Source organism: Microlunatus sp. YIM B11417 (assembly GCF_059617205.1).
In genome coordinates this window covers 745,705-766,146 of record NZ_JCAMPJ010000002.1, presented here as the reverse complement: position 1 = coordinate 766,146, position 20,442 = coordinate 745,705, and the positions used below count along the sequence as shown (strand labels likewise).

The 20,442-nt window shown below is 70.2% G+C and carries 23 protein-coding genes, 3 tRNA genes and 1 pseudogene; 7 read left to right on the top strand and 20 right to left on the bottom strand.

What is annotated here, in order from left to right; all coding sequences use genetic code 11:
- Positions 1 to 43: 43 nt before the first annotated feature.
- From rplK to AC6CCG_RS13940, 10 genes and pseudogenes are all read right to left on the bottom strand, one after another.
- Positions 44 to 475, bottom strand: a complete 432-nt coding sequence (rplK, locus tag AC6CCG_RS13985) for a 50S ribosomal protein L11 (protein ID WP_179751335.1) — start codon at positions 473 to 475, stop codon at positions 44 to 46.
- Positions 476 to 539: 64 nt separating this feature from the next.
- On the bottom strand, positions 540 to 1,370 hold the full coding sequence (nusG, locus tag AC6CCG_RS13980; protein WP_496655409.1) for a transcription termination/antitermination protein NusG: 831 nt from the start codon (positions 1,368 to 1,370) through the stop codon (positions 540 to 542).
- Positions 1,371 to 1,558: 188 nt separating this feature from the next.
- Positions 1,559 to 1,744: pseudogene (secE, locus tag AC6CCG_RS13975) on the bottom strand (preprotein translocase subunit SecE); the annotation flags it as partial.
- A 372-nt stretch (positions 1,745 to 2,116) separates the two neighbouring features.
- Positions 2,117 to 2,189: transfer RNA gene (locus tag AC6CCG_RS13970), tRNA-Trp, on the bottom strand.
- A 132-nt stretch (positions 2,190 to 2,321) separates the two neighbouring features.
- Positions 2,322 to 3,590 carry an aspartate aminotransferase type Ic gene (locus tag AC6CCG_RS13965; RefSeq protein ID WP_496655147.1) on the bottom strand — a complete coding sequence of 423 codons (1,269 nt, stop codon included), beginning with the start codon at positions 3,588 to 3,590 and terminating at the stop codon, positions 2,322 to 2,324.
- A 259-nt stretch (positions 3,591 to 3,849) separates the two neighbouring features.
- Positions 3,850 to 4,158 carry a hypothetical protein gene (locus AC6CCG_RS13960; protein ID WP_496655146.1) on the bottom strand — a complete coding sequence of 103 codons (309 nt, stop codon included), beginning with the start codon at positions 4,156 to 4,158 and terminating at the stop codon, positions 3,850 to 3,852.
- 12 nt (positions 4,159 to 4,170) lie between these two features.
- Positions 4,171 to 5,976, bottom strand: coding sequence for a malto-oligosyltrehalose trehalohydrolase (treZ, locus tag AC6CCG_RS13955; RefSeq protein ID WP_496655145.1), 1,806 nt, complete (start codon positions 5,974 to 5,976; stop codon positions 4,171 to 4,173).
- Positions 5,973 to 7,028, bottom strand: coding sequence for a UDP-N-acetylmuramate dehydrogenase (locus AC6CCG_RS13950; protein WP_496655144.1), 1,056 nt, complete (start codon positions 7,026 to 7,028; stop codon positions 5,973 to 5,975). Before AC6CCG_RS13950 ends, treZ begins: the two co-directional genes overlap by 4 nt.
- Positions 7,012 to 7,431 carry a MaoC/PaaZ C-terminal domain-containing protein gene (locus tag AC6CCG_RS13945; RefSeq protein ID WP_496655143.1) on the bottom strand — a complete coding sequence of 140 codons (420 nt, stop codon included), beginning with the start codon at positions 7,429 to 7,431 and terminating at the stop codon, positions 7,012 to 7,014. Before AC6CCG_RS13945 ends, AC6CCG_RS13950 begins: the two co-directional genes overlap by 17 nt.
- Positions 7,428 to 7,850, bottom strand: coding sequence for an FAS1-like dehydratase domain-containing protein (locus AC6CCG_RS13940; protein ID WP_496655142.1), 423 nt, complete (start codon positions 7,848 to 7,850; stop codon positions 7,428 to 7,430). Before AC6CCG_RS13940 ends, AC6CCG_RS13945 begins: the two co-directional genes overlap by 4 nt.
- 89 nt (positions 7,851 to 7,939) lie before the next feature.
- Between AC6CCG_RS13940 and AC6CCG_RS13935 the strand changes: the two genes are divergently transcribed.
- Together AC6CCG_RS13935 and AC6CCG_RS13930 are read left to right on the top strand one after the other, a co-directional pair.
- A complete protein-coding gene (locus AC6CCG_RS13935; protein WP_496655141.1) occupies positions 7,940 to 8,713 on the top strand; it encodes a FadR/GntR family transcriptional regulator in 774 nt (257 codons plus the stop codon).
- A gap of 10 nt (positions 8,714 to 8,723) precedes the next feature.
- Positions 8,724 to 9,470 (top strand): VOC family protein, encoded by a 747-nt coding sequence (locus AC6CCG_RS13930; RefSeq protein WP_496655140.1) that lies wholly within the window; start codon positions 8,724 to 8,726, stop codon positions 9,468 to 9,470.
- Between the two features lie 111 nt (positions 9,471 to 9,581).
- Here the strand turns inward: AC6CCG_RS13930 and AC6CCG_RS13925 are convergent, their stop codons facing one another.
- The 5 genes from AC6CCG_RS13925 to AC6CCG_RS13905 all read right to left on the bottom strand — a co-directional run bounded on the left by AC6CCG_RS13925 (position 9,582) and on the right by AC6CCG_RS13905 (position 11,418).
- Entirely contained in the window at positions 9,582 to 10,250 is a 669-nt protein-coding gene (locus tag AC6CCG_RS13925; protein ID WP_496655408.1) for a sirohydrochlorin chelatase, read from the bottom strand.
- A gap of 32 nt (positions 10,251 to 10,282) precedes the next feature.
- Complete coding sequence (gene rpmG / locus AC6CCG_RS13920; protein WP_152362059.1) at positions 10,283 to 10,450, bottom strand: 50S ribosomal protein L33; 168 nt, start codon at positions 10,448 to 10,450, stop codon at positions 10,283 to 10,285.
- A 56-nt stretch (positions 10,451 to 10,506) separates the two neighbouring features.
- A tRNA-Met gene (locus tag AC6CCG_RS13915) sits at positions 10,507 to 10,580 on the bottom strand.
- A 43-nt stretch (positions 10,581 to 10,623) separates the two neighbouring features.
- Positions 10,624 to 10,696: transfer RNA gene (locus tag AC6CCG_RS13910), tRNA-Thr, on the bottom strand.
- Between the two features lie 92 nt (positions 10,697 to 10,788).
- The gene (locus AC6CCG_RS13905; RefSeq protein ID WP_496655139.1) at positions 10,789 to 11,418 is read right to left on the bottom strand and encodes a TetR/AcrR family transcriptional regulator; all 630 of its coding nucleotides are present in this window, start codon (positions 11,416 to 11,418) and stop codon (positions 10,789 to 10,791) included.
- Positions 11,419 to 11,480: 62 nt separating this feature from the next.
- Between AC6CCG_RS13905 and AC6CCG_RS13900 the strand changes: the two genes are divergently transcribed.
- A complete protein-coding gene (locus AC6CCG_RS13900; RefSeq protein WP_496655138.1) occupies positions 11,481 to 12,863 on the top strand; it encodes a DHA2 family efflux MFS transporter permease subunit in 1,383 nt (460 codons plus the stop codon).
- 100 nt (positions 12,864 to 12,963) lie between these two features.
- Positions 12,964 to 13,644, top strand: coding sequence for a class I SAM-dependent methyltransferase (locus AC6CCG_RS13895; RefSeq protein WP_496655137.1), 681 nt, complete (start codon positions 12,964 to 12,966; stop codon positions 13,642 to 13,644).
- Here AC6CCG_RS13895 and AC6CCG_RS13890 read toward each other — a convergent pair.
- On the bottom strand, positions 13,611 to 14,426 hold the full coding sequence (locus tag AC6CCG_RS13890; RefSeq protein ID WP_496655136.1) for a phytanoyl-CoA dioxygenase family protein: 816 nt from the start codon (positions 14,424 to 14,426) through the stop codon (positions 13,611 to 13,613). The genes AC6CCG_RS13895 and AC6CCG_RS13890 overlap by 34 nt on opposite strands.
- A gap of 226 nt (positions 14,427 to 14,652) precedes the next feature.
- Between AC6CCG_RS13890 and AC6CCG_RS13885 the strand changes: the two genes are divergently transcribed.
- On the top strand, positions 14,653 to 15,582 hold the full coding sequence (locus AC6CCG_RS13885) for a GNAT family N-acetyltransferase (RefSeq protein WP_496655135.1): 930 nt from the start codon (positions 14,653 to 14,655) through the stop codon (positions 15,580 to 15,582).
- Here the strand turns inward: AC6CCG_RS13885 and AC6CCG_RS13880 are convergent.
- Entirely contained in the window at positions 15,575 to 16,168 is a 594-nt protein-coding gene (locus AC6CCG_RS13880) for a TetR/AcrR family transcriptional regulator (RefSeq protein WP_496655134.1), read from the bottom strand. The genes AC6CCG_RS13885 and AC6CCG_RS13880 overlap by 8 nt on opposite strands.
- Positions 16,169 to 16,259: 91 nt before the next feature.
- Here AC6CCG_RS13880 and AC6CCG_RS13875 point away from each other — a divergent pair, with 91 nt between their 5' ends.
- Positions 16,260 to 17,642 carry an MFS transporter gene (locus tag AC6CCG_RS13875; RefSeq protein ID WP_496655133.1) on the top strand — a complete coding sequence of 461 codons (1,383 nt, stop codon included), beginning with the start codon at positions 16,260 to 16,262 and terminating at the stop codon, positions 17,640 to 17,642.
- 26 nt (positions 17,643 to 17,668) lie between these two features.
- Here the strand turns inward: AC6CCG_RS13875 and AC6CCG_RS13870 are convergent, their stop codons facing one another.
- A complete protein-coding gene (locus AC6CCG_RS13870; RefSeq protein WP_496655132.1) occupies positions 17,669 to 18,019 on the bottom strand; it encodes an HIT family protein in 351 nt (116 codons plus the stop codon).
- A gap of 32 nt (positions 18,020 to 18,051) precedes the next feature.
- Positions 18,052 to 18,486, bottom strand: coding sequence for an Rrf2 family transcriptional regulator (locus AC6CCG_RS13865; RefSeq protein WP_496655131.1), 435 nt, complete (start codon positions 18,484 to 18,486; stop codon positions 18,052 to 18,054).
- A 126-nt stretch (positions 18,487 to 18,612) separates the two neighbouring features.
- On the opposite strand from AC6CCG_RS13865, the gene AC6CCG_RS13860 reads away from it, so the two are divergent.
- A complete protein-coding gene (locus tag AC6CCG_RS13860; RefSeq protein ID WP_496655130.1) occupies positions 18,613 to 19,359 on the top strand; it encodes an SDR family NAD(P)-dependent oxidoreductase in 747 nt (248 codons plus the stop codon).
- 37 nt (positions 19,360 to 19,396) lie between these two features.
- Here the strand turns inward: AC6CCG_RS13860 and AC6CCG_RS13855 are convergent, their stop codons facing one another.
- Positions 19,397 to 20,419, bottom strand: coding sequence for a 2-dehydropantoate 2-reductase (locus AC6CCG_RS13855; protein WP_496655129.1), 1,023 nt, complete (start codon positions 20,417 to 20,419; stop codon positions 19,397 to 19,399).
- Positions 20,420 to 20,442: the final 23 nt, after the last annotated feature.

The following is a 20,442-nucleotide window of genomic DNA, read 5'->3' as shown; positions in this document are numbered from 1 at the left end:
GGTACGGACCGCGCAGGCCCTCCCAGGCTTTCCAGGTTGAGGATCAGCCCTCGACCGTGACACCCATCGAACGGGCGGTGCCCTCGACGATCTTGGCCGCGGCCTCGACGTCGTTGGCGTTCAGGTCGGGCAGCTTGGTGGTGGCGATCTCGCGCACCTGAGCGGCCGTGATCTTGCCGACCTTCTCCTTGTGCGGGACGCCGGATCCCTTCTGCACGCCCGCAGCCTTCTTGATCAACTCCGCCGCCGGCGGGGTCTTCGTGATGAAGCTGAAGGTGCGGTCTTCGTAGATGGTGATCTCGGCCGGGATCACGTTGCCACGCATGGACTCCGTCGCGGCGTTGTACGCCTTGCAGAACTCCATGATGTTGATGCCGTGCGGGCCGAGCGCGGTGCCGACCGGCGGCGCCGGGGTGGCCGAACCGGCCTGCAGCGCGACCTTGACCAGCGCCGCGACTTTCTTCTTAGGAGGCATGACTTCTCGGGTCCTTCGTTGTACGTGCTTACGGTCCGGGCGGGCTTGCCCGGGGCTTCTGGGCTCAGACCTTCTGGATCTGAGCGAAGGTCAGGTCGACCGGGGTCTCCCGGCCGAGGATCTCGACCAGGGCCTTCAGCCGCTGGCTGTTGGCGTTGATCTCGGTGATCGTCGCGTGCACCCCGGCGAACGGGCCGTCGACCACCATGACCGAGTCGCCGACCTCGAAATCGGCCACCTCGACCTTCTTCTTCTTGCGCGTCGGCCCTTCCTTGGTCGCCGTCGCCGCGGCCACCACGGACGGGGCGAGCATCTTCTCGACCTCGTCCAGGCTGAGCGGCACCGGCTGGTTGGAGTGCCCGACGAAGCCGGTCACCGACGGCGTGTGCCGTACCGTCGACCAGGACTCGTCGGTCAGGTCCATCCGGACCAGGACGTAACCGGGGAGAACGGTCCGCTTGACCTGCTTGCGCTGGCCGTTGCGGATCTCGGTGACCTCCTCGGTGGGGACGACCACCTCGAAGATGAAGTCCTCCATGTTGAGCGAGGACACCCGGTTCTCGAGGTTCTGCAGCACCCGGTTCTCCATGCCGGAGTAGGTGTGCACCACGTACCAGTCGCCGATCTTGGTCCGCAGCTCGGAGCGGAACGACTCCAGCGCGGCGGACTCGGCGTCCGGCCCGCTCTCGTCGTCCTCGTCCTCTTCTTCTTCGGCTTCCTCGTCCTCGGTCTCGCCGAAGTCGAGGTTCAGGTCGGCCTCGTCCTCGGCCGGAGCGCTGTCCTCACCGCCGAAGTCGAGGTTGATCCCGACCTCGTCCTCCTGCTGATTGCCGAAGCTCTCACCGCCGAGGTCGATGGCAATGTCGTCGGAGCTCGGCGGCTGGTCGGTCTCCAGGGAGAGGCCGTACTCCTCGCCGTTGTCGCTGCCGGACTGCGCCGCATCGTCGGACGCGTCGCTCTCCAGCGGCTCCGCGCCGGGCAGCGAGCCGGTCGGCTCGTCGTCCTCGGCGGAACGCGGCGCTGAAAAGTTCTCTGACACGTCGTTTCTCCGTTTATCCGTTGCGGTTCTGTTCGTCTAGCCGGTCAGCTGCCGAAGATCTGGAAGATCACCCAGCCGAAGCCGAGGTCGAGCAGGCTCACGATGGCGATGATGATCAGGACGAACACCAACACGACGATGAAGTAGTTCAGCAACTGCGGCCCGGTGGGATAGACCACCTTCCGCAGCTCGGCGATCGATTCCTTGATCAGCGTGATCGGACCGGTCCGCCGCGGACGGTCGTCGCCCTTGCGCTGCTTCGGCGTCGCCTCGGTCTTCTTCTGCCGACCGGACCCGCCGGAAGCCGCGCCCTCGGACCGGCCGCCCTCGCTCTGCGTCTTGCTGGCGGCGCCGACCGAGACCAGTTCCTTCTCCTGGTCGGCATCGCCGGAGTCGTCGTCGTCGGCTTCCGGATCGGAGTCGTCGGCCTTCGCCGCCAACTCCTCGTTGGTGGGCTCCTCGGTCCGTTCGGCCTCGGAACCCTCCTGCTTCTCTTCCTCCGACTGACGTTCGGGGTCGCCGGCGGAAAGGTCCGGCTCGTCCGCCGGGCCCTTGTCCTTGTCGTCCGCCACGCTTTCCTCCGTCAGCTACTGATCGTTCCGCAGGGCAAGAGGGACTCGAACCCACAACCTTCGGTTTTGGAGACCGATGCTCTGCCAATTGAGCTATTGCCCTTCGGGGACCTCACCGCTGGCTCGACGCCGTCCGTCTGGTGTGACGGGCGTGCCGAAACAATGGCGATGCCACCAAGTGCAGGAGTATAGCCGCGCGATGCGACCGGAGTCGAACCGGCGGCTGCCCTCCCGGTCAGCCGGCCAATCGCTGCTCGGCAGCGGCCAGCAGAACACAGGTCGCGAGACCGTCGATCGCCTGTTCCACGTCGTCCAGGGTCGGGAACGTGGGCGCGATCCGGATGTTGCGGTCCCGCGGATCCTTCCCGTACGGGAAGGCGGAGCCGGCCCCGGTCATCACGATGCCGGCCTCTTTCGCCAACTGGACCACCCGGGTCGCGGTGCCGTCCACCACGTCGAGGCTGATGAAGTAGCCGCCCTGCGGCTCGGTCCAGGTCGCCACGCCGTGCCCGTCCAGCCGGTCGTGCAGGATCTGCTCGGCCCGCTCGAACTTCGGCGCGATGATCGCCCGGTGCTTCGCCATCAGCTCGCGAACACCGTCGGCGCTGCCGAGGTAGCGGGCGTGCGCCAGCTGGTTGATCTTGTTCGGGCCGATGGTCCGCTTGCCCAGCAGCCCCAGGTACCAGGCGATGTTGGCCGGCGACGAGGCGAAGAAGGAGACTCCGGCGCCGGCGAAAGTGATCTTGGACGTCGAGGCGAAGATCAACACGCGGTCCGGGTGGCCGGCTGCGGCGGCCAGGCCGAGCACGTCGAGCACCGGGGCGTCGGTCTCGGTCAGGTGGTGGAACGCGTACGCGTTGTCCCAGAAGATCCGGAAGTCCGGAGCGGCCGCCTCCAGTGAGACCAGCTCGCGCGTGACCTCCTCGGTGTAGATCGAACCGCTCGGGTTGGCATAGGTCGGAACCGCCCAGATCCCCCGTACGGAAGGATCCTTGACCAGCTCACGTACGTGATCAAGATCGGGGCCGTGCTCGCCGAGGTCGACGTTGATCATCTCGATGCCGTACTGCTCCAGGATCGAGAAGTGCCGGTCGTAGCCGGGCACCGGGCAGATGAACTTGATCTTCTCCCCGGCCCACGGGCGGGCCGACTCCGGGAAGCCCTTGAGCAGCGCGAAGGCGATCGTGTCGTGCATGATCGCCAGGCTCGCGTTGTCGCCGGCGATCAGCTGCGGAACCGGAACGCCGAGCAGTTCGGCGAAGATCGCGCGCAGCTCGGTGACGCCCTCGATCCCGCCGTAGTTGCGGCAGTCGACGCCCGCCGCGTCCCGGTAGTCCTCACCGGGCAGGGTCAGCAGCGCGTTCGACAGATCCAACTGCTCGGCCGACGGCTTACCGCGGGTGAGATCGAGCTTGAGCCCGCGCGCCTTGAGTTCCGCATAGGCCGCCTGCTGTTCGGTGTGCAGCCGGGTGATGGCGTCGTGATCGAGCTCGGTAAGGGTCATGGCCGCGGTTCCATCTCATGTTTCGAAGGGGGAGTAGATGCGTGCGCGATTCTATCGGCTCCGCACCACCGCTTTTGCGGCCCTGGCGCGGCCCGGCGCGACCCCCGCACCAGGCCGCGCCGACCGACCGACGCGCTCCTCCCGAAGGAGGATGTGCCACCGAAACACCGAGTCGTACTCATCACCCGGCCGGCACCCGCTCTCTACAGCGAGTAAGGGAAGCCTAACCTGCTTCCCGGTACGGGGTCAAGCACGCGGGTCAGCGGCGTCGGGCGAGGACCGTCGCGATGATCAAGGTGAGTGCGCCCCAGCCGGCCAGGACCACGCCCGAGTAGCCGATCCAGCGCCGGATCGCGTTCTCCCGGGCGATCTCCTCGTACGTGTCGCCACCGCCGCCGGTGAGCGCGTTGATGCCGCAGACCTGGCCGGGCTGCATCGCCTGGCCGTCGCAGTCCACCTCGTGCGGGCTGAACAGGATCGGGGAGCCGAAGAGGAACAGGAAGAAGCCGACGAAGATCGCCAACGCGGCGAGCCCTCGCAGCGCGTCCGGGACCTGATACCGCGCCATCGGGCGGCCCGGTCAGACCCTCGACTGCTCGACCACGGCGGCGCTGTGCCGCCCGAGCCGAAGGGTCTCCCCCTCGACCGCGACGTCGCCGACCGTGATCAACGGTTCGCCGACCGGCCCGGTCGCCACGTCCGTCTCGCCGGCGGAGAAGTTGATCACCAGCAGCAGTCGGTCCCGCCGGATCACCAGCGTGCCCTGCTCGTCGTCGGCCTCGGCCAGCACCCGGTCCAGCCGGGGATCGGTGAACTCGGGCCGGCTCCGGCGGAGCATGATCAACTCCCGGTAGCGGTGGAGCAGGGCGGCCTGGTCCGGCTGGTTCGGCTCCGACCAGTCGAGCTTGGACCGGCGGAAGGTCTCGGGATCCTGCGGGTCGGGGACCAGGGCGACGTCCCAGGCCATCGCGGCGAACTCGGCCATCCGGCCCTGCGCGACGGCCTCGGCGAGCTCCGGCTCGGGATGACTGGTGAAGTACTGCCAGGGCGTCCGGGCGCCCCACTCCTCGCCCATGAAGATCATCGGGGTGAACGGGCCGAGCAGCGTGACCAGCGCCATCAGCTCCAGCTGCCGCTGGTCGAGCCGGCCGGACAGCCGGGCGCCGTCGGCCCGGTTGCCGATCTGATCATGGTTGTCCGAGCAGACCACCAGCCGCCAGGCCGGGGTCCGGTGCACGTCGAACGGCCGGCCGTGCCCGCGGCCGCGGAACGAGGACGGCGTCCCGTCGTGGAAGAAGCCGGCGGTGAACACCTTGGCCAGGGCGCTCGGCGAGCCGAAGTCGGCGTAGTAACCGGAGGTGTCCCCGGTCAGGTTCACGTACAGGGCGTGGTGGAAGTCGTCGCTCCACTGGCCGTCCAGCCCGAAGCCGCCGGCCTCCCGGGCGGTGATCAGCCGGGGATCGTTGAGATCGGACTCGGCGATCAGGCTGAGCGGCCGTCCGAGGTACGCGCTCAGGGCGTCCACCTCGATCGCCAACTCCTGCAGCAGGTGGATCGCCCGGGTGTCCCGGAGGGCATGCACGGCGTCCAGCCGGAGCGCGTCGACGTGATAGTCGCGCAGCCACATCAGGGCGTTGTCGATGATGAACCGGCGCACCTCGTCCGAGCCCGGACCGTCCAGGTTGACCGACTCGCCCCAGCTGTTGGCCCGGCCCTGATCGAGGTACGGACCGAACCGCGGCAGGTAGTTCCCGCTCGGCCCGAGGTGGTTGTAGACGACGTCCTGGACCACGCCGAGGCCGCGCCGATGGCAGGCGTCGACGAACCGCTGGTACACCTCCGGGCCGCCGTAGTCCTCCTGGACGGTGAACCAGGCGACCCCGTCGTAGCCCCAGTTGCGGGTCCCGTTGAAGCCGTTCACCGGCATCAGCTCGACCAGGTCGACGCCGAGCTCGACCAGGTGATCGAGTCGATCGATGGCCGAGTCGAGCGTGCCGTCCTCGGTGAAGGTGCCGACGTGCAGCTCGTAGACGATGCCGCCGGCCAACTGCCGGCCGGTCCAGGCCTGGTCGCCCCACGCGTAGCGACTCGGGTCGTAGCCCTGCGAAGCCTGGTGCACGCCGTCCGGCTGCCGGCGCGACCGCGGATCGGGCAGCACCGTGTCCTCGTCGTCCAGCCGGAAGCCGTACCGGTCGCCATGGCCGACCGTGGTCCCGGCCGGCGGCAGCCACCAGCCGCCGGGGCCGGACACCATCGGGTGCTCGGTCCCGTTCAGCACCAGGCGGACCCGCTCCGGCTGCGGCGCCCAGACCGCCCCGGCCGGCGGGGTGGCCGCGGCCGGCGTCACCGGTGCCGGGAGCACACCCGGCGTGGCCGTCGGACTCACAGGGTGCACCCGACCAGCACCGGCTCGGGCACCAGTTCGATCCCGTACGTCGAGCGGACCCCGGCCCGTACCTCCCGGGCCAGCCCGATCAGGTCGACCGCCCGTGCTCCACCACGGTTGGTCAGCGCCAGCACGTGCTTGGTGGACAGCGTGGCCGGCGGCGTTCCGTACCCCTTGCCGAAGCCGGCGTGGTCGATCAGCCAGGCGGCGCTGGTCTTGATCTTGTCGTCCGGCGCCGGGAACCGGGGCGCGTCGGCCGGCAGCCGCTCGGCCTGCTCGGCGGTCAGCACCGGGTTGGTGAAGAAGGAGCCGGCGCTCCAGGTGTCATGATCATCGGGGTCCAGCACCATGCCCTTGCCGGCCCGGAGACCGAGCACGGCGTCCCGGACCGCGGCGGCCGGCACCCGGTCTCCCGGCGCGACCTCCAGGGCTCGGGCAAGTTCGGCGTACCGGATCGGCGCCGACAGGGATCCCTGCGGCAGTTGGAACGTCACGGCCAGCACCAGGTAACGCCCCGGCTCGGCCTTGAACCGCGAGTGCCGATAGCCGAACCCACAGTCGGCGGCGGCGAACCGGGCTCGCCGGCCGGTGCTGCGGTCGATCGTCTCGACGCTGGCGATCACCTGGCTGACCTCGGCACCGTAGGCACCGACGTTCTGGATCGGGGTCGCCCCGACCAGGCCCGGAATCCCTGCCAGGGCTTCGATCCCGGACCATTCCCGCTCGACCGCGGTGGCCACGAAGGCGTCCCAGTTCTCGCCGGCGGCGACCCGGACCACGGCACCGCCACAGCCGGCGTCGTCGACCTCGACGCCACGGGTGGCGATCTTGATCACCGTGCCGTCGAAGTCGTCGTCGCCGATCAGCACGTTGGAGCCGCCACCGAGCACCAGCACGTTCGCGCCCTCCCGGTCCAGCCGGGTGACCGACTCGACCAGGTCGGCCTCACTGGTGGCGACGACGAGCTCCCGGGCCCGGCCGCCGACCCGGAACGTGGTGTGATCAGCCAGGTCCGTGCTCACCGCACCGGTCGTCTCAACGCCCAAGATCAACGTCCACCTTCGCTGCTCCGAGCACCTTGACGCCGTCACAGACGGCGTCCAGCTGAATCGTCACCCGGTCGCCGTCGACCGCGGTCACCCGGCCTGAAACGATCATGGTCGCGCCGTCCGCGTCGTCCCGGACCACGATCGGGTTGGTGAACCGGACCCGGTAGTTGTCGATCTTGGCCGGGTCGCCGACCCAGTCGGTGACCAGCCGCAGGGCGGCGCCCATGGTGAGCAGGCCGTGCGCGACCACGCCGGGCAGGCCGATCGCGGTCGCGGCCCGCTCGGAGAAGTGGATCGGGTTGAAATCCGTCGAGGCGCCGGCGTAACGGACCAGGGTCTCCCGGGTGAACCGTACGGTCAGCGGCTCCAGCTCGGTGCCGACCTCGACCGCTGCCGGGGTGATCATGCGGCCACCTTGTTGTGGACGAAGACGGCGGTGCCGGTGCAGAGGTGTTCGCCCTCGACGGTCTCGACCCGGGCCGACGCCGTGATGAAGTCGGCCGTGTCCCGATTCCGTACCTGATCGATGGTCAGCGCGACCGTCACCTGGTCGCCGGGCCGGAGCGGCCGCTGGTAGCTGAACCGCTGCTCGGCGTGCACGATCCGGTGCAGCGCGATGTCGAGGTCCGGATCGTCGAACATGACCTGCCAGGCGGGCTGCACGACGACCGTGACGAACGTCGGCGGAGCGATCAGGTCCGGCCCGGAATAGGCCGGATTCGCATCGCCGAGCGCCGCGGCGAACTCGCCGATCTTGGCCGCGGACACCTCGTACGGCGCGGTCGGCGGGTACGTCCGCCCGGCATGGTCGCTGGAGATGGGCACGCGCCACACGCTAACCGATCCGGGCCGGCGGCAGCGAAGGCGACCGGCGCCCGGTCATCGGCACTGGTGAATCGACCATAATGTGTCAGATGAGTATCGAGTCGGCGGCGGGCCCGAGCGGTGCGACGACGCGCGGCCCGGAAGCCGAGCCCCCCAGAGCTTCCCAGACCGACGTCGTCCTCAACGGCATCAAGCAGATGATCACCACCGGCGAACTGACGGCCGGATCCCGGCTGCCGGTCGAGAAGGACCTCGCCGCCCATCTGGGGGTGTCCCGCGGTTCGCTGCGCGAGGGCGTCCGGGCGCTCTGCATCATGGGCGTGCTGGAGACCCGCCAGGGCGACGGCACCTACGTGACCTCGCTCGACTCGTCTCTGCTGCTGGCGCCGATGAGCTTCATGGTCGATCTGCAGACGCCGGAGCACCGGGCCGACGCCCATGCGGTACGGCGGATCCTGGAGACCGAGTCGGCCGGCCGGGCGGCGATCCGGATCGACGAGGCCGCGCTGGCCGAGGCCCGGTCGATCCTGGACGCCGTCGAGCCTCTGGTCGTCGGCGGGTCCGGCGATCACCACGAGGCCTTCGTCGAGGCCGACATCCGGTTCCACGGCGTGATCGCGCGCAGTTCGGGCAATTCCACGCTGGCCGCGCTGATCGAGGCGCTGGCCAGCCGGACCGCCCGGGCCCGGGTCTGGATGGGCCTGCACAGCGAGGGACAGATCAGCCGCGCGCACCGGGAGCACCGCGCGATCTGGCAGGCGCTCGAGCATCACGACCCGGACCGGGCCAGGCTGCAGATGGGCTATCACCTGCTCACCGTCGAGGACTTCGTCCACAGCCATCCGACCGCGCCGGTCGATTAGGCGCGGACCCATGATCGCCTGGCTGACCGCCTTCCTCGACGGTCCGGCCGAGACCTTCGGCGAGACCGTACGGTTCTGGCAGCGGGTCACCGGCTCCGCGCTGTCGGCGTACCGCGGTGATCATGGGCAGTTCGCCACCCTGCTGCCGCCGGACGGCGACTCGTACCTGCGGGTTCAGTTGACCGAGACCGGCGAGCCGGCCAACCACCTCGATCTGCACGTGGCCGACGTCGGCCGGGCGGGCGACCGTGCGGTGGAACTGGGGGCGACGGTCGACTTCCGGGAGGCGGGGCTGATCGTCGCGGCCTCGCCGGGCGGGTTTCCGTTCTGCCTGGTCACCCATCACGGCGAGCGATTCCGGTCGCTGCCGTACGGGCGACCGGGATCGCTGGTCGATCAGCTCTGTCTGGACATCCCGTCCGAGCGGTACGCCACCGAGGCGGCGTTCTGGTCCGCACTCACGGGGTGGGAACACCGGCAGGGCTCACGGCCCGAGTTCGGTTATCTGGCCCGGCCCGAGGAACTACCGCTGCGGATCCTGCTGCAACGCACCGGCGACCCGGCCGACAGCCCGGTCCGGGCGCATCTGGATCTGGCCTGCGCCGACCGGGAGGCCGAGGCGGCGCGGCATCAGGACCTCGGTGCCACGCGGCTGGCCGACGGCCCGCACTGGATCACGTTGGCCGATCCGGCCGGCCGCCGCTACTGCGTCACGGCCCGCAATCCCGTCACCGGCAGGCTGAGCCGACGGGCCTAGGGGGGTGGTGTCCAACGGTGGCCGTAGCGAGCAGGTGCCCGGGCGCGTGCCGCGAGGCGCGTGTCCGGGTGCCGCGCAGTAGGTCACCGTTCGACACCACCCTCCCAGAGCTCAGAGGGCGGCCCGGTAGCGGGCGTAGATCACCGGCGCCAGCCGGTTGCCGAGCGGCGGCAGGATCTGCACGTCGTGGTCGGCGGCCGCGGACTCGAGCTGGTTCAGCAGCAGGCCCGGAGAGACGAACAACGGCAGCACGGTGAGCCGCTCGACCCGGCCCAGTTGCTCGTCGGCGCGCGGGTCGCAGGTGGCGAAGGCGGCGAAGTCCCAGCTGCCCCGATGGCTGCCGAGCCTGGAGGCGAGCGCCATCACGGCGGCATTGGCGTCGGGATCGGACGAGCCGACGGCATAGAGCAGGACGACCGCATCGGACGGGACCTCGGCGTCGGTCAACGCGTCGACGAGGATGGCTTCGATGTCGCCGCCGGTGCCGAGGATGTCGGCGGTGACGAGGTCCAGGCCGGTGTCTCGGGCCGCCTTCCGTACGGTCTCGGGCAGGTCGACCCGGGCATGGAAGGCCTGGGTGAACAGCAGCGGCAGGACGATCGCACGCTCGTGACCGGCGGCGGCGAGGGCAGCGGCGACCGTACCCAGATCGGGCTCGGTCAGATCGAGGAAAGCCGTGCTGATGTCGATCCGCTCGGGACCGGCCTCAGCGGCGACCGCGGTCGCCAACTGGTCCAGTGCCGCGGAGACGCCGGGATGGCGGCTGCCATGGGCAACCAGGACCAGCGGGACCGACGGCGAGATGGGTGAACTCAGCGGGTCTCGCGGTGCGGCTGGTGCGTCCGGCAGCGCGGGCAGAACTTCTTCAGCTCGAGCCGGTCCGGATCGTTCCGCTTGTTCTTCTTGGTCAAGTAGTTGCGTTCCTTGCACTCGGTGCAGGCGAGCGTGATCTTCGGCCGCACGTCGGAGCTCTTGGCCATGACATCCTCACTTTCGCCTGGTGCAGGCGCTTGCTGACTTACCTTCGATCAACGGGTAGCGGGGGCGGGATTCGAACCCGCGACCTCACGATTATGAGTCGTGCGCTCTCACCAACTGAGCTACCCCGCCACGGTTCTCACATCTCCACCGTACGGCGGTGACATGACTCCCGAGCCCCCATGCGGAATCGAACCGCAGACCTTCTCCTTACCATGGAGACGCTCTGCCTACTGAGCTATAGGGGCAAGTCCTGCAACGGCGCCGATCACCCGGCGCCGACGCACAAAGATACACACCCACCGGCGTTCAGCGCGAATCCGATCCGAACGGCTGAGCATCAGGCCCGGTAGGCGCGCAGAAACGCGTGCACTCCGGCCTGCACCGAGGCCCGGACGACGCGATCCTCGCCGCGGTCCGTGCCGAGCCGGGTGAGCTCCGGCATCTCCGCTCCGATCAGGGCGAAGAACTGTTTCGCCGCGAGCTGCGGGTCGTCGATCTCGAGGTGTCCGGCGTTGGCCAGCATGGCCAGCCGGCCGGCCAGGGCCTCGATCATGGGCTGCGCCCCGCGGGACCGGACGATGGTGAACACCTCGGGATCGCGGTTGATCTCCGCGTACAGCTGGCGCTGCAGCGAGCTGGCACAGGTGCTGCGCTGGCATTCGACCAACTGCTCGGCGACCTCGTGCAGGCTCTCCTCCCAGCCGGTCCCGACATCGAGGGCGATCGCCGCAGCGTAGGACTGCTCGTTGATCTGTCGCGCGCTCTCGGCCAGCGACTCCCGGAACAGCTGTTCCTTGTTGCCGAAGTGGCTGTAGACGGTCGGCTTGGACACCCCGGCCCGGGCCGCGATCGCGTCGATGCTGGCCCGCGCGTAGCCCTCGTCGGCGAACAGTTCGGCGGCAGCGTCGAGGATCGCCTGGCGCTTGCCCAGGCTGCGCGTCGTCGGAGTCGGAGCCGCCGTTGCCATGCCTTCACTGTACCGCATCGCATGATTGACTTTACTACCCGGTTTAGTTTAATTTCCTTGCCATGACAGTAGATTCGGTACGGCAGGCGCCGGCCACCCGCCTCGACCGCACGACGACGCTGATCGTGGTCGCCCTCGCGGCCGCCGCCCTGATGGCCGTCCTGGACGGCACCGCCGTCGCCGCCTCGCTGACCACCCTCGGTACGACCTTCGACGCCGGCGTGGACACCGTCGTCTGGGTCACCGTCGGTTACCTGATCAGCGCCGGGCTGGCGCAGCCGCTGGCCGGCTGGGCCGCCGACCGGTACGGCGGTCGCACGGTGTTCCTGATCGGCCTGGCCGGTTTCGTCGCCGGCTCGATCCTGGCCGGGTTCGCCTGGTCGATCGGCGCCCTGATCGCGTTCCGGGTGCTGCAGGGCTTCGGCGGCGGCCTGCTGGAGCCGTCCGCGCTCGCACTCACCGCCCGGAACGCTCCGGCGCCGTTGGTCGGCCGTGTGATGGGCACCCTGTCCATGATCATCAACGTCGCACCGATCCTCGGCCCGCTGTTCGGTTCCGCCCTGGACGCCGACCCGTGGTGGCGGCTGATCTTCCTGATCAACGTGCCGCTCGGCCTGATCGTGTTCCTCGCGACCGTACGGCTGTTGCCGCGCGACCGCCCGGCCGAGAGTTCGCGCGGGCCGATCGACCTGGTCGGCCTGATCCTGCTCCCGCTCGGCTTCGTCGCCCTGCTGCTCGCCCTGAACCGGGCCGGTGCCGGCACGCCGGCCTGGATCTCGATCCTGCTCGCCGCGATCGGCGTGCTGCTGCTGGCCGGCTACGTCCGGCACGCCCGGACCACCGATCGGACGCCGGTGCTCGACCTGCGGCTGCTCCGGCACCGCGGCTTCGTCGGCAGTCTGATCGTGATGGCGACCGTCGGCTTCACCATGTTCTCCCAGGTGATCGGACTTCCGTTGTACGCCGAGCAACGGCACGGCCTGGAGGGAGTCGCCCGCGGGCTGTTCGTCTGCGCACTCGGCCTGGGGCTGATCGTCTCGATGTCCAACGGGGGCCGGATCAGCGACCGGACCGGGCCGCGGGTCCTGGCCCGGGCGGGAGCCGTGGTGACCGCGGCCGGTCTGGCCGCGTTCGCCGTGATCAACTCCTTCGCCCCGGTGCCGGTGCTGCTCGGTCTCATGATCGTCATCGGGTTGTCGTTCGGGTTCGTCGCGGCGCCGTCGTTCGCCAGCGTGTTCCGGGTGGTGCCGGCGGAGTCGACCGCGCAGGCGACCGCGACCCTGTTCATCGTGGTCCAGCTGGCCGCCTCGACCGGCGTCACGGTGGTCGGCGTGATCACGGAACTCGGCCCGGTCGGCTACTCCGTGATCTTCGCCCTGCTCGCCGCCTCGCAGCTGATCGCCCTGGTGGCGACCCGGCTGCTGCCCGGCCGGCCCGCCGCCTGAGCGCGGCATGACAGCATGACCGCATGGACGAGCACACCAAGATCAACCAGGCCTTCTGGGACGAGGTCGCCCCGCATCACGCCGGTCGGAGTTCTACGCGGTGGAACGCTTCGTGGCCGATCCGGACCGGTTGGGCGAGCCGGAGCGCAGTGAGCTCGGCGAGGTCTCGGGGCGCTCGCTCTGCCACCTGCAGTGCCACATCGGCCTGGACTCGCTGGCGCTGGCGTACCGCGGCGCCGAGGTGACCGGCGTCGACCTGTCGGCCGAGTCGCTCAAGATCGCCCGTGAACTCTCCGCCAGGACCGGGATCCCGGCCACCTTCGTGCAGTCCGACGTGCTCGCGGCGGCGGACACCCTCGGCTCCCGGTACGACATCGTGTTCACCACCCGCGGCGTCCTCATGTGGGTCAGCGATCTGGCGGCCTGGGCGCGGACCTGCGCCCGGCTGCTGCGGCCGGGCGGGGTCTTCTACCTGCTCGACGTCCATCCCCTGGTCATGGTGCTGGAAGATCAGGACCCGGGGTTCCGGCTGACCGGCAGCTATTTCGGCGGCGAGCCGAGTGTGGTCGAGGCCGACGCCTCGTACGCGGTCCGCGATGTGGGGCTGGCGCACCAGGAGACCCACGAATGGGTCCACCCGGTGGGTGCCGTGGTGAGCGCCCTGATCGAGGCCGGGATCATGATCGACTTCCTGCACGAGCACCCGGCCGACGATCAGGAGCCGGGTTCGGCCGGGCTGCCCGTGCTCTACTCGGTCCGCGGGCGGCTCGCCGGTTCGTGATCACGATCGTGACCGATCATGGTGGTGGCCATGAACCGCGGCACGGCGCCGCGATTCGGCGCGATGCAGTGGAACGTGTCGCAGTGCATCAGGTACGCGTCGCCGGCGGCACCGGTCAGTTCGGTCACCCGGAGCGGCACCCCGCCGACGCTGCCGCCGTCGATCATGTACCGCCGGATCCGCTCCGGGGCCGGCTCGTCGAGCTCCGGCCGCCACAGTTCGCGCAGCCAGGTATCCCGGCCCAGCCGAGCCCGCAGCCGGCGCGGATGCGGTCCGTCCTCGGAGTCGCGGATCAGTGGACCGACCAGCCGGTGCGACCCGGTCAGCACCAGCGTGCCGCCGCCGCCCGGCGCGAGGTCGTCCAAGATCACGAACAGCTGGACGGCGCGGGGATCCGAGGTCCCGGTGAGCGGCGTGAAGTCGTTGTGCCACACGTCCCTGGGAACCGTCCACGGGTCGCCCGCAGGGCCGGGGAACGTGATCAGCAGCCGGCCCCAGCGGCGCGGCGTCGGCCACCGGCCGGCGCCGAGCAGGTCGTCCAGCGCGGCCCGGATCGCCGGGCTGCCCAGCGCCCGGAACTCCGGTCGTCCGGTGATCGCCCGCAGCCCGGTCGGACGGCCGGTCGCCCAGGCCTCCGGCCGCCTCCGGCGCATCCCGTGAGCCCGGTCGAGGTGGTCCCAGATCCGGTCGACCATCGGACCCGTGGCAGCCTGGTCGATCGCCCCGGGCAACCGGAGCAGGCCGGTTCGCCGGAACTCGTCGCGTTGATCGTCGGTGATCATTCGATGCCTCCTGTGCGCAGTCGTACCTGCCCGGAAAGCACGAACGCACCCGGAGCCTGGGCCGCTGGACGGGCGTGCTGAAACCCGTCCAGGGCTCCTGGCTCCGGGTGCGTCCTGGACTGCGGCGCTGCCCGGGGCAGGTCTGTCCCGACGAGCGTAACTCCGGTCGATCCCCTTGCGCCAAAGGTTTTCGCCATGATCATCGGCAACGGCTACCCTGACCCGCGTGGAGGAACTCCCCGACCCGATGACGCTGGCCAGGTTCAGCCTGGCGCAGCAGCACTCGATCACGGCCGACTGGGCCGACGACCGGGTACGGCTCGCGGGCCTCGCCGAGGAGCACGAGGACGACCTCATGCTCGCCACCGATCTGGAGGTGGCCACGATCCGTCGGGACCGGTTCGCCCCGGGCCGGCCGATCGAGGTGATGCTGAACCGATGGCTCCCCGCAACGCCGGACCTGATGGTGATGCTGAGCATGCGCTACGAGGGCGGTGACCCGAGCCTGCCGTTCGTCGACGCCTCGGCACTCAGCCGGGCCGTGTCGGCCGCTGATCTTGATCCACTCACGGCGGTGGCCCACGCCACGTTCGGCGACTTGAATCCTCTGTATCTGAGGATCTGGAGCGCCGAGGCTCATGATCATTTCCCCGGCGTCGACGGTGACAAGCGGTTCCTGGCGGCACCGCTTCGGCAACTTCGCGACGCCGACACCCCGGCCGGCCTGCGCTTGCAGCCCGCGGCCGACCTGGCCCACTACGCCGAGGCCGAGGCGGCCTATGCGGCGGTCGACGCACGCTTCCCGCACCATCCGAGGCAGGCCAGGATCGCCGACCGGGACCGACTGCAGAAGTTGATCACGGCAGGACTGCTGTTCGACGTGATCGCCGACGGCGACTGGATCGGCTACGTCGGCGTCGCGGCGGAGGGAAAGCTCGGTTTACCCGGCTACACCGTGCAGGAGATCGTGCTGACCGAAGCCGGCCGCGGCCGGCGCCGTGGCGGCGCCGTGAGCACGCTCCTGTCCCGGGCCCTGCCCGGCGACGACCAGGTCCTGATCGGCACGATCCACGCCGACAACGTCGGCTCCCGGCGAGGTGCGCTGGCCGCCGGCCGGATCGATGTCGGCGGCTGGTTCGACATACCGCTCAGGTGAACCGGGGCTGCACGACGCCGTCCATGGTCGCCGCGATGAGGTTCGGCACCTCGGACCGGTCCAGCCGGCCGGCCGAGACATCGGCCGCGGCGCCCTTCATCAGGTAGTGCACGACGTTGGCCAGCCAGGCCGCCGAGAGATCCTTCCGAAACAGCCCCTCCGACTGGCCGCGCTTGATCAACTCGATCAGGCGACGCTCGGGCTCGGCGTGCATCTCGTGCACCCGACCGGGCGGTAGCAGGGCCTGCGCCGCCACGAGCACCGAGCCGGCCTGCGCGGTGAGCAGCCAGCTGGACTCGATCACCGCCGCCAGCGCATCGCGGGGATCGGCGGACAACTCGATCCCCCGCAGCGCCTCTTCACCCCGTTCCAGGAGCCGGGTCAGCGCGGCCTCCACCAGCACCTCCCGGGACGGGAAGTGCCCGTAGAGGGTGACCCTTCCGACACCCGCGGCCTTGGCGATCTCGGCCATGCTCGCCTCGGGATTCGTTCCCAGACAGGAGATCGCAGCCTCCAGGATCCGCTCGACGTTCTGCTGGGCGTCCGCCCGGAGCGACCTGGTCCGCTGTGCCTGAGTGCCCGCCATCGGATTTCTCGCCTCACTAACTTGAACACTGGTGTTCGGGTTATGCTACCGTACGTAACCTGAACACCGATGTACGACTTAAGGAGTTCCGATGACTCAACTGGCCTCCGCCCCGGCCGGAACCGGGGCGCTTCCGCATCGCTGGCGGATCCTGTGGATGGTCGGCATCGCACAGCTGATGCTGATCCTCGACGTCACCGTGGTGGCGATCGCGCTCCCCCATGTGGGCACCGACCTCGGGCTCGCCCGGGAGACCCTGACCTGGGTGGTCAGCGGCTACACCCTCGCGTTCGGCGGGCTGCTGCTGCTCGGCGGCCGGGCCGCCGACCTGTTCGGCGCCAAGCGGCTCGTCCTGATCGGGCTCGGCCTGTTCGCGGCCGCATCGCTGACCGCGGGCCTCGCCGTGTCCGGGCCGATGCTGCTCGCCGGCCGGATCGGCCAGGGCATCGCCGCGGCGATCCTGTCACCGGCCGCGCTGTCCCTGGTCGTGACGATCTTCGACGGCGAGGAGCGCAACAAGGCTCTCGGGATCTGGTCGGCCCTGGGCGGCAGCGGTGCCGCGCTCGGCGTCCTGCTCGGCGGCCTGCTCACCGCCGGACCCGGCTGGCCCTGGGTCTTCTTCATCAACGTGCCGGTCGGCGTGATCCTGCTCGTCCTGCTGCACCAGCAGCTGCCGACCCGGCCGCGCCCGGCGACCCGAGGCCGGCTCGATCTGATCGGCGCTGCCCTGGTCACCGCCGCCACCGGTGCACTGATCTTCGCGCTGATCCGGGCTGGTGATCACGGCTGGCTGACCCCGACGACGATCGGCTTGATCGCCACCTCGGTCGTGCTCTACGTGATCTTCACGGTACGGCAGCTGCGCACGGCGAGCCCGTTGATGGACGTCCGGCTGCTGGTCCGCCGGCCGGTGGCCACCGGCACCCTGCTGATCATGGTCGCCACCGCCCTGATGATCATGGTCTTCTTCCTGGGCACCTTCTACCTGCAGGACTACCAGGGCTTCAACCCGCTGATCACCGGCCTGCTCTTCCTGCCGGTCGCACTGGCCACCATGGCCGGCGCGCAGTTGACCGGCCGGCTGCTGGGCCGGGCCGGCACCCGGACTCTCGGCCTGATCGGCCTGTTGGTCGCGGCCGCCGGGATGGCCCTGCCGGCCTTCGTCACCGGCACCGTCGCTCTGGTGATCGGGGTGGCGATCGCCGCGGCCGGCACCGGGACGCTGTTCGTGGTCGCCTCGGCGACCGCACTGGGCCAGGTCGAGCCGGAACAGGCCGGTCTCGCCTCCGGCATCGTCAGCACGTTCCACGAGTTCGGGGCGTCGCTCGGCGCGGCGGTCGTGTCCAGCATGGCGGCAGCCAGCATCGCCGGGACCGCCACGGACGGCTTCGGCCGCGGCTTCCTGACCGGGGCCATCGTCGCCGTGGTCGCCGCCGGCGCCTTCCTCCTGCTCACGCCGCGGAAGGCTGCTTGATCACGTACGGCCGCTGCGCCGGCACCTCACCCGAGGTGCCGGCGCAGCCGTGCCGCCAGGTCCTCGATCACACCTTCCGGAGCCCCGGCCCACGGCGGCCACCACGGCGCGTCGTCCGGTGTGCCGCGGTGCCGGACGAAGACGTGTTCGTGCAGCTGCGGCACGGCCAGTCCCGCCACGAACGAGTGGACCGCGAGCACGTCGAGCTCGTCCCGCAGCGCCCGTACCAGCCGAGTCCGGGCCACCCCGATCGCAGCGGCCTCGGCGTCGGTCAGGTCGCCCGGCGACACCACGTGCCGACGCGGCTCGATGAAGGCATAGCCCGACGACCCCGCGGCCCGGTGCGCGATGTGGATCAGCTCCTCCGCCTTGATCACCGGTCCCACCAGATCGACTCGATGACCAACCTTCACCGTGGGGCCGCGAGGACATCCCGGAGCACATCCTCCATCGTGACGCGGGCCAGCTCCGCTCGCAGCGTTTCCTCGATGGTCCCGTAGATGCCCTGCAGCGCCGGGCGGATGCCGTAGCCGATCACACACTGCTGGTCCGGAGTCGCGCGGTGCAGCGCGAACACGGGGCCGGACTCCACAGCGTCGTACACGTCGAGCAGAGTGATCGACGCCAGGTCGCGCGCCAGTGACCAGCCCGCACCCATGCCACGCCGGGACGCAACCAGTCCCGCCTTCCGCAGCTCGCCGAGCAGCCGCCTGATCACCACGGGATTGGTGTTCGCGCTGCTCGCGATCTGCTCGGACGTGGCCACTTCGTGCCCCTGGCGGTGGTAGAGGCCGGTCCACGCCAGCGCATGCGCCGCGATGGTCAACCTGCTGTTGGCACTCACGAAACCTCCCTCGGCCGCCGCACTGCATGGTACGGGCGACCCTGTCGTAACAACAATTGTTGCATCCATAGCGTTGTAACAATTAGTGTTACGACCGTCGTTGATCACAACAGTGAGGTGGAAAGCATGGACAAGCCGCTCAGTGGCAAGGTCGCTCTGGTCACCGGAGGGTCCCGCGGTCTCGGGGCCGCCACGGTCAGGCTGCTGGCCGAGCAGGGCGCCGACGTCGGGTTCACCTACGTCAGTTCGGAGCAGCAGGCGCAGGCCGTTCTCGACGAGGTGCGAGGCACGGGCGCGACGGCGGCAGCCTTCCGGTCCGACCAGGCGGACACGAGCAGGGCGGCCGCCCTGATCGACGAGGTGGTCGCGCGGTTCGGAGGCCTGGACATCCTCGTCAACAATGCGGCGATCGGCGCCGGCGGCACGGTGGACGACCCGGCCGCCGACACCGCTGCGCTGGACCGCATGCATGCCACCAACTACCTCGGCGTGATCGCGATCATCCGGGCCGCCTCCCGGGTGCTGCGCGCGGACGGCCGCATCATCACGGTGAGCTCGGGTCTGGGCACCCGGGTCGGCGTCCCCGGCATCGCCGACTACTCGGCGACCAAGTCCGGGATCGAGCGGTACACCATGGGCGCCGCTCGCGACCTCGGTCCCCGTGGCATCACGGCCAACGTGGTGCAGGCCGGAATGATGGAGGGCGGGATGGAGTCCGACCCCGAGACCATCAAGGCGCTGCTCGCCTCGCTGTCGCTGCAGCGCAAGGGCGATCCCCGCGAGATCGCCGCCGCGATCGCCTTCCTGGCGAGCCCGGCCGCCTCCTACATCACGGGCGCGGTGCTCGATGCCCACGGCGGCTACAACGCCTGACCCGGCACCGGTCGGCTGATACCCGGCCCGCGCCGGATCAGTGGGTACGGCCGTGATCGCTCGACGTCAGCTCGGCTTCCAGTTCCGGGCCGGACCAAACCCGGCGATCGCCGGCCTCGGCGGCTCGGACCAGGTCGACCAGGCGTTGATTGACCGGTGCGCCCCGGCCGAGGCTCCGACCCAGCCGGACCACCGCCCCGTTCAGGTCGTCGACCTCGGTCGGGCGGCCGAGGTCGAGATCATCGAGCATCGACGACCTGGCCTCGGGATCGATCCTGATCATGGAACCGGCGAGCCGGGTGAACACCGGGTCCGGTGCGGCGATCAGCCGGGGCAGCCAGGACGGCGGGAGCGGGGTCAGCCGCGCGACCGGCCGGCCGGCCCGGCGCAGCAGCCGTACCGCCTCCCGTATCGCCAGCGCCAGGCAGCGCCGGAACCGGCGGTCGGACAGCTCCGCCTGGAGCGGCAGCCCGGACAGGGCGTTGATCGCGTTGTTGAGGTTGAGCAGCAGCTTCGCCCACTGCACGGGCCGCAGGTCGCGGTGTTCGCGCAGCTCCAGGCCGGCCCGGCGAAACCCTTCCCGGTAAGGGCCGAGCGCCGGATCGGCCTGCACCTCCAGACCGCCGGAGGTGGCGATGTGGAACCGGCCGTCGCCACGGTGCACGACGTTGAACGGCACCATCCCGGCCAGCACCGTGCGGCCCGGCAGCGCGGCGCGGAGTACGTCGACGTTGTCCAGCCCGTTCTGGAAGCTGATCACCACGGCGTCCGGCGCCAGCGTCCGGGCCAGCTCCGCGCCCGCGCCCGCCGTCGCCGCCGACTTGACCGTCACCAGCACCAGCCCTGCCCCGGGTGGCGCGCCGGGCTCGGTCAACACCGGCACCGCCCCCGGTTCCGCGCGCCACTCCCCGCCGGCCAGGTCGGTGATCACCAACCCGTGTTCCGCCACCTCGGCGGCGATCCGCGGCCGCCCGACCAGGGCCACCGGCACGCCGGCCGCGGCGAGCCGACCACCCAGGGTGCAGCCGATGCTCCCCGCTCCGTAGACGCACACGGTCATGGAGGCACCGTACGTCGATCGGG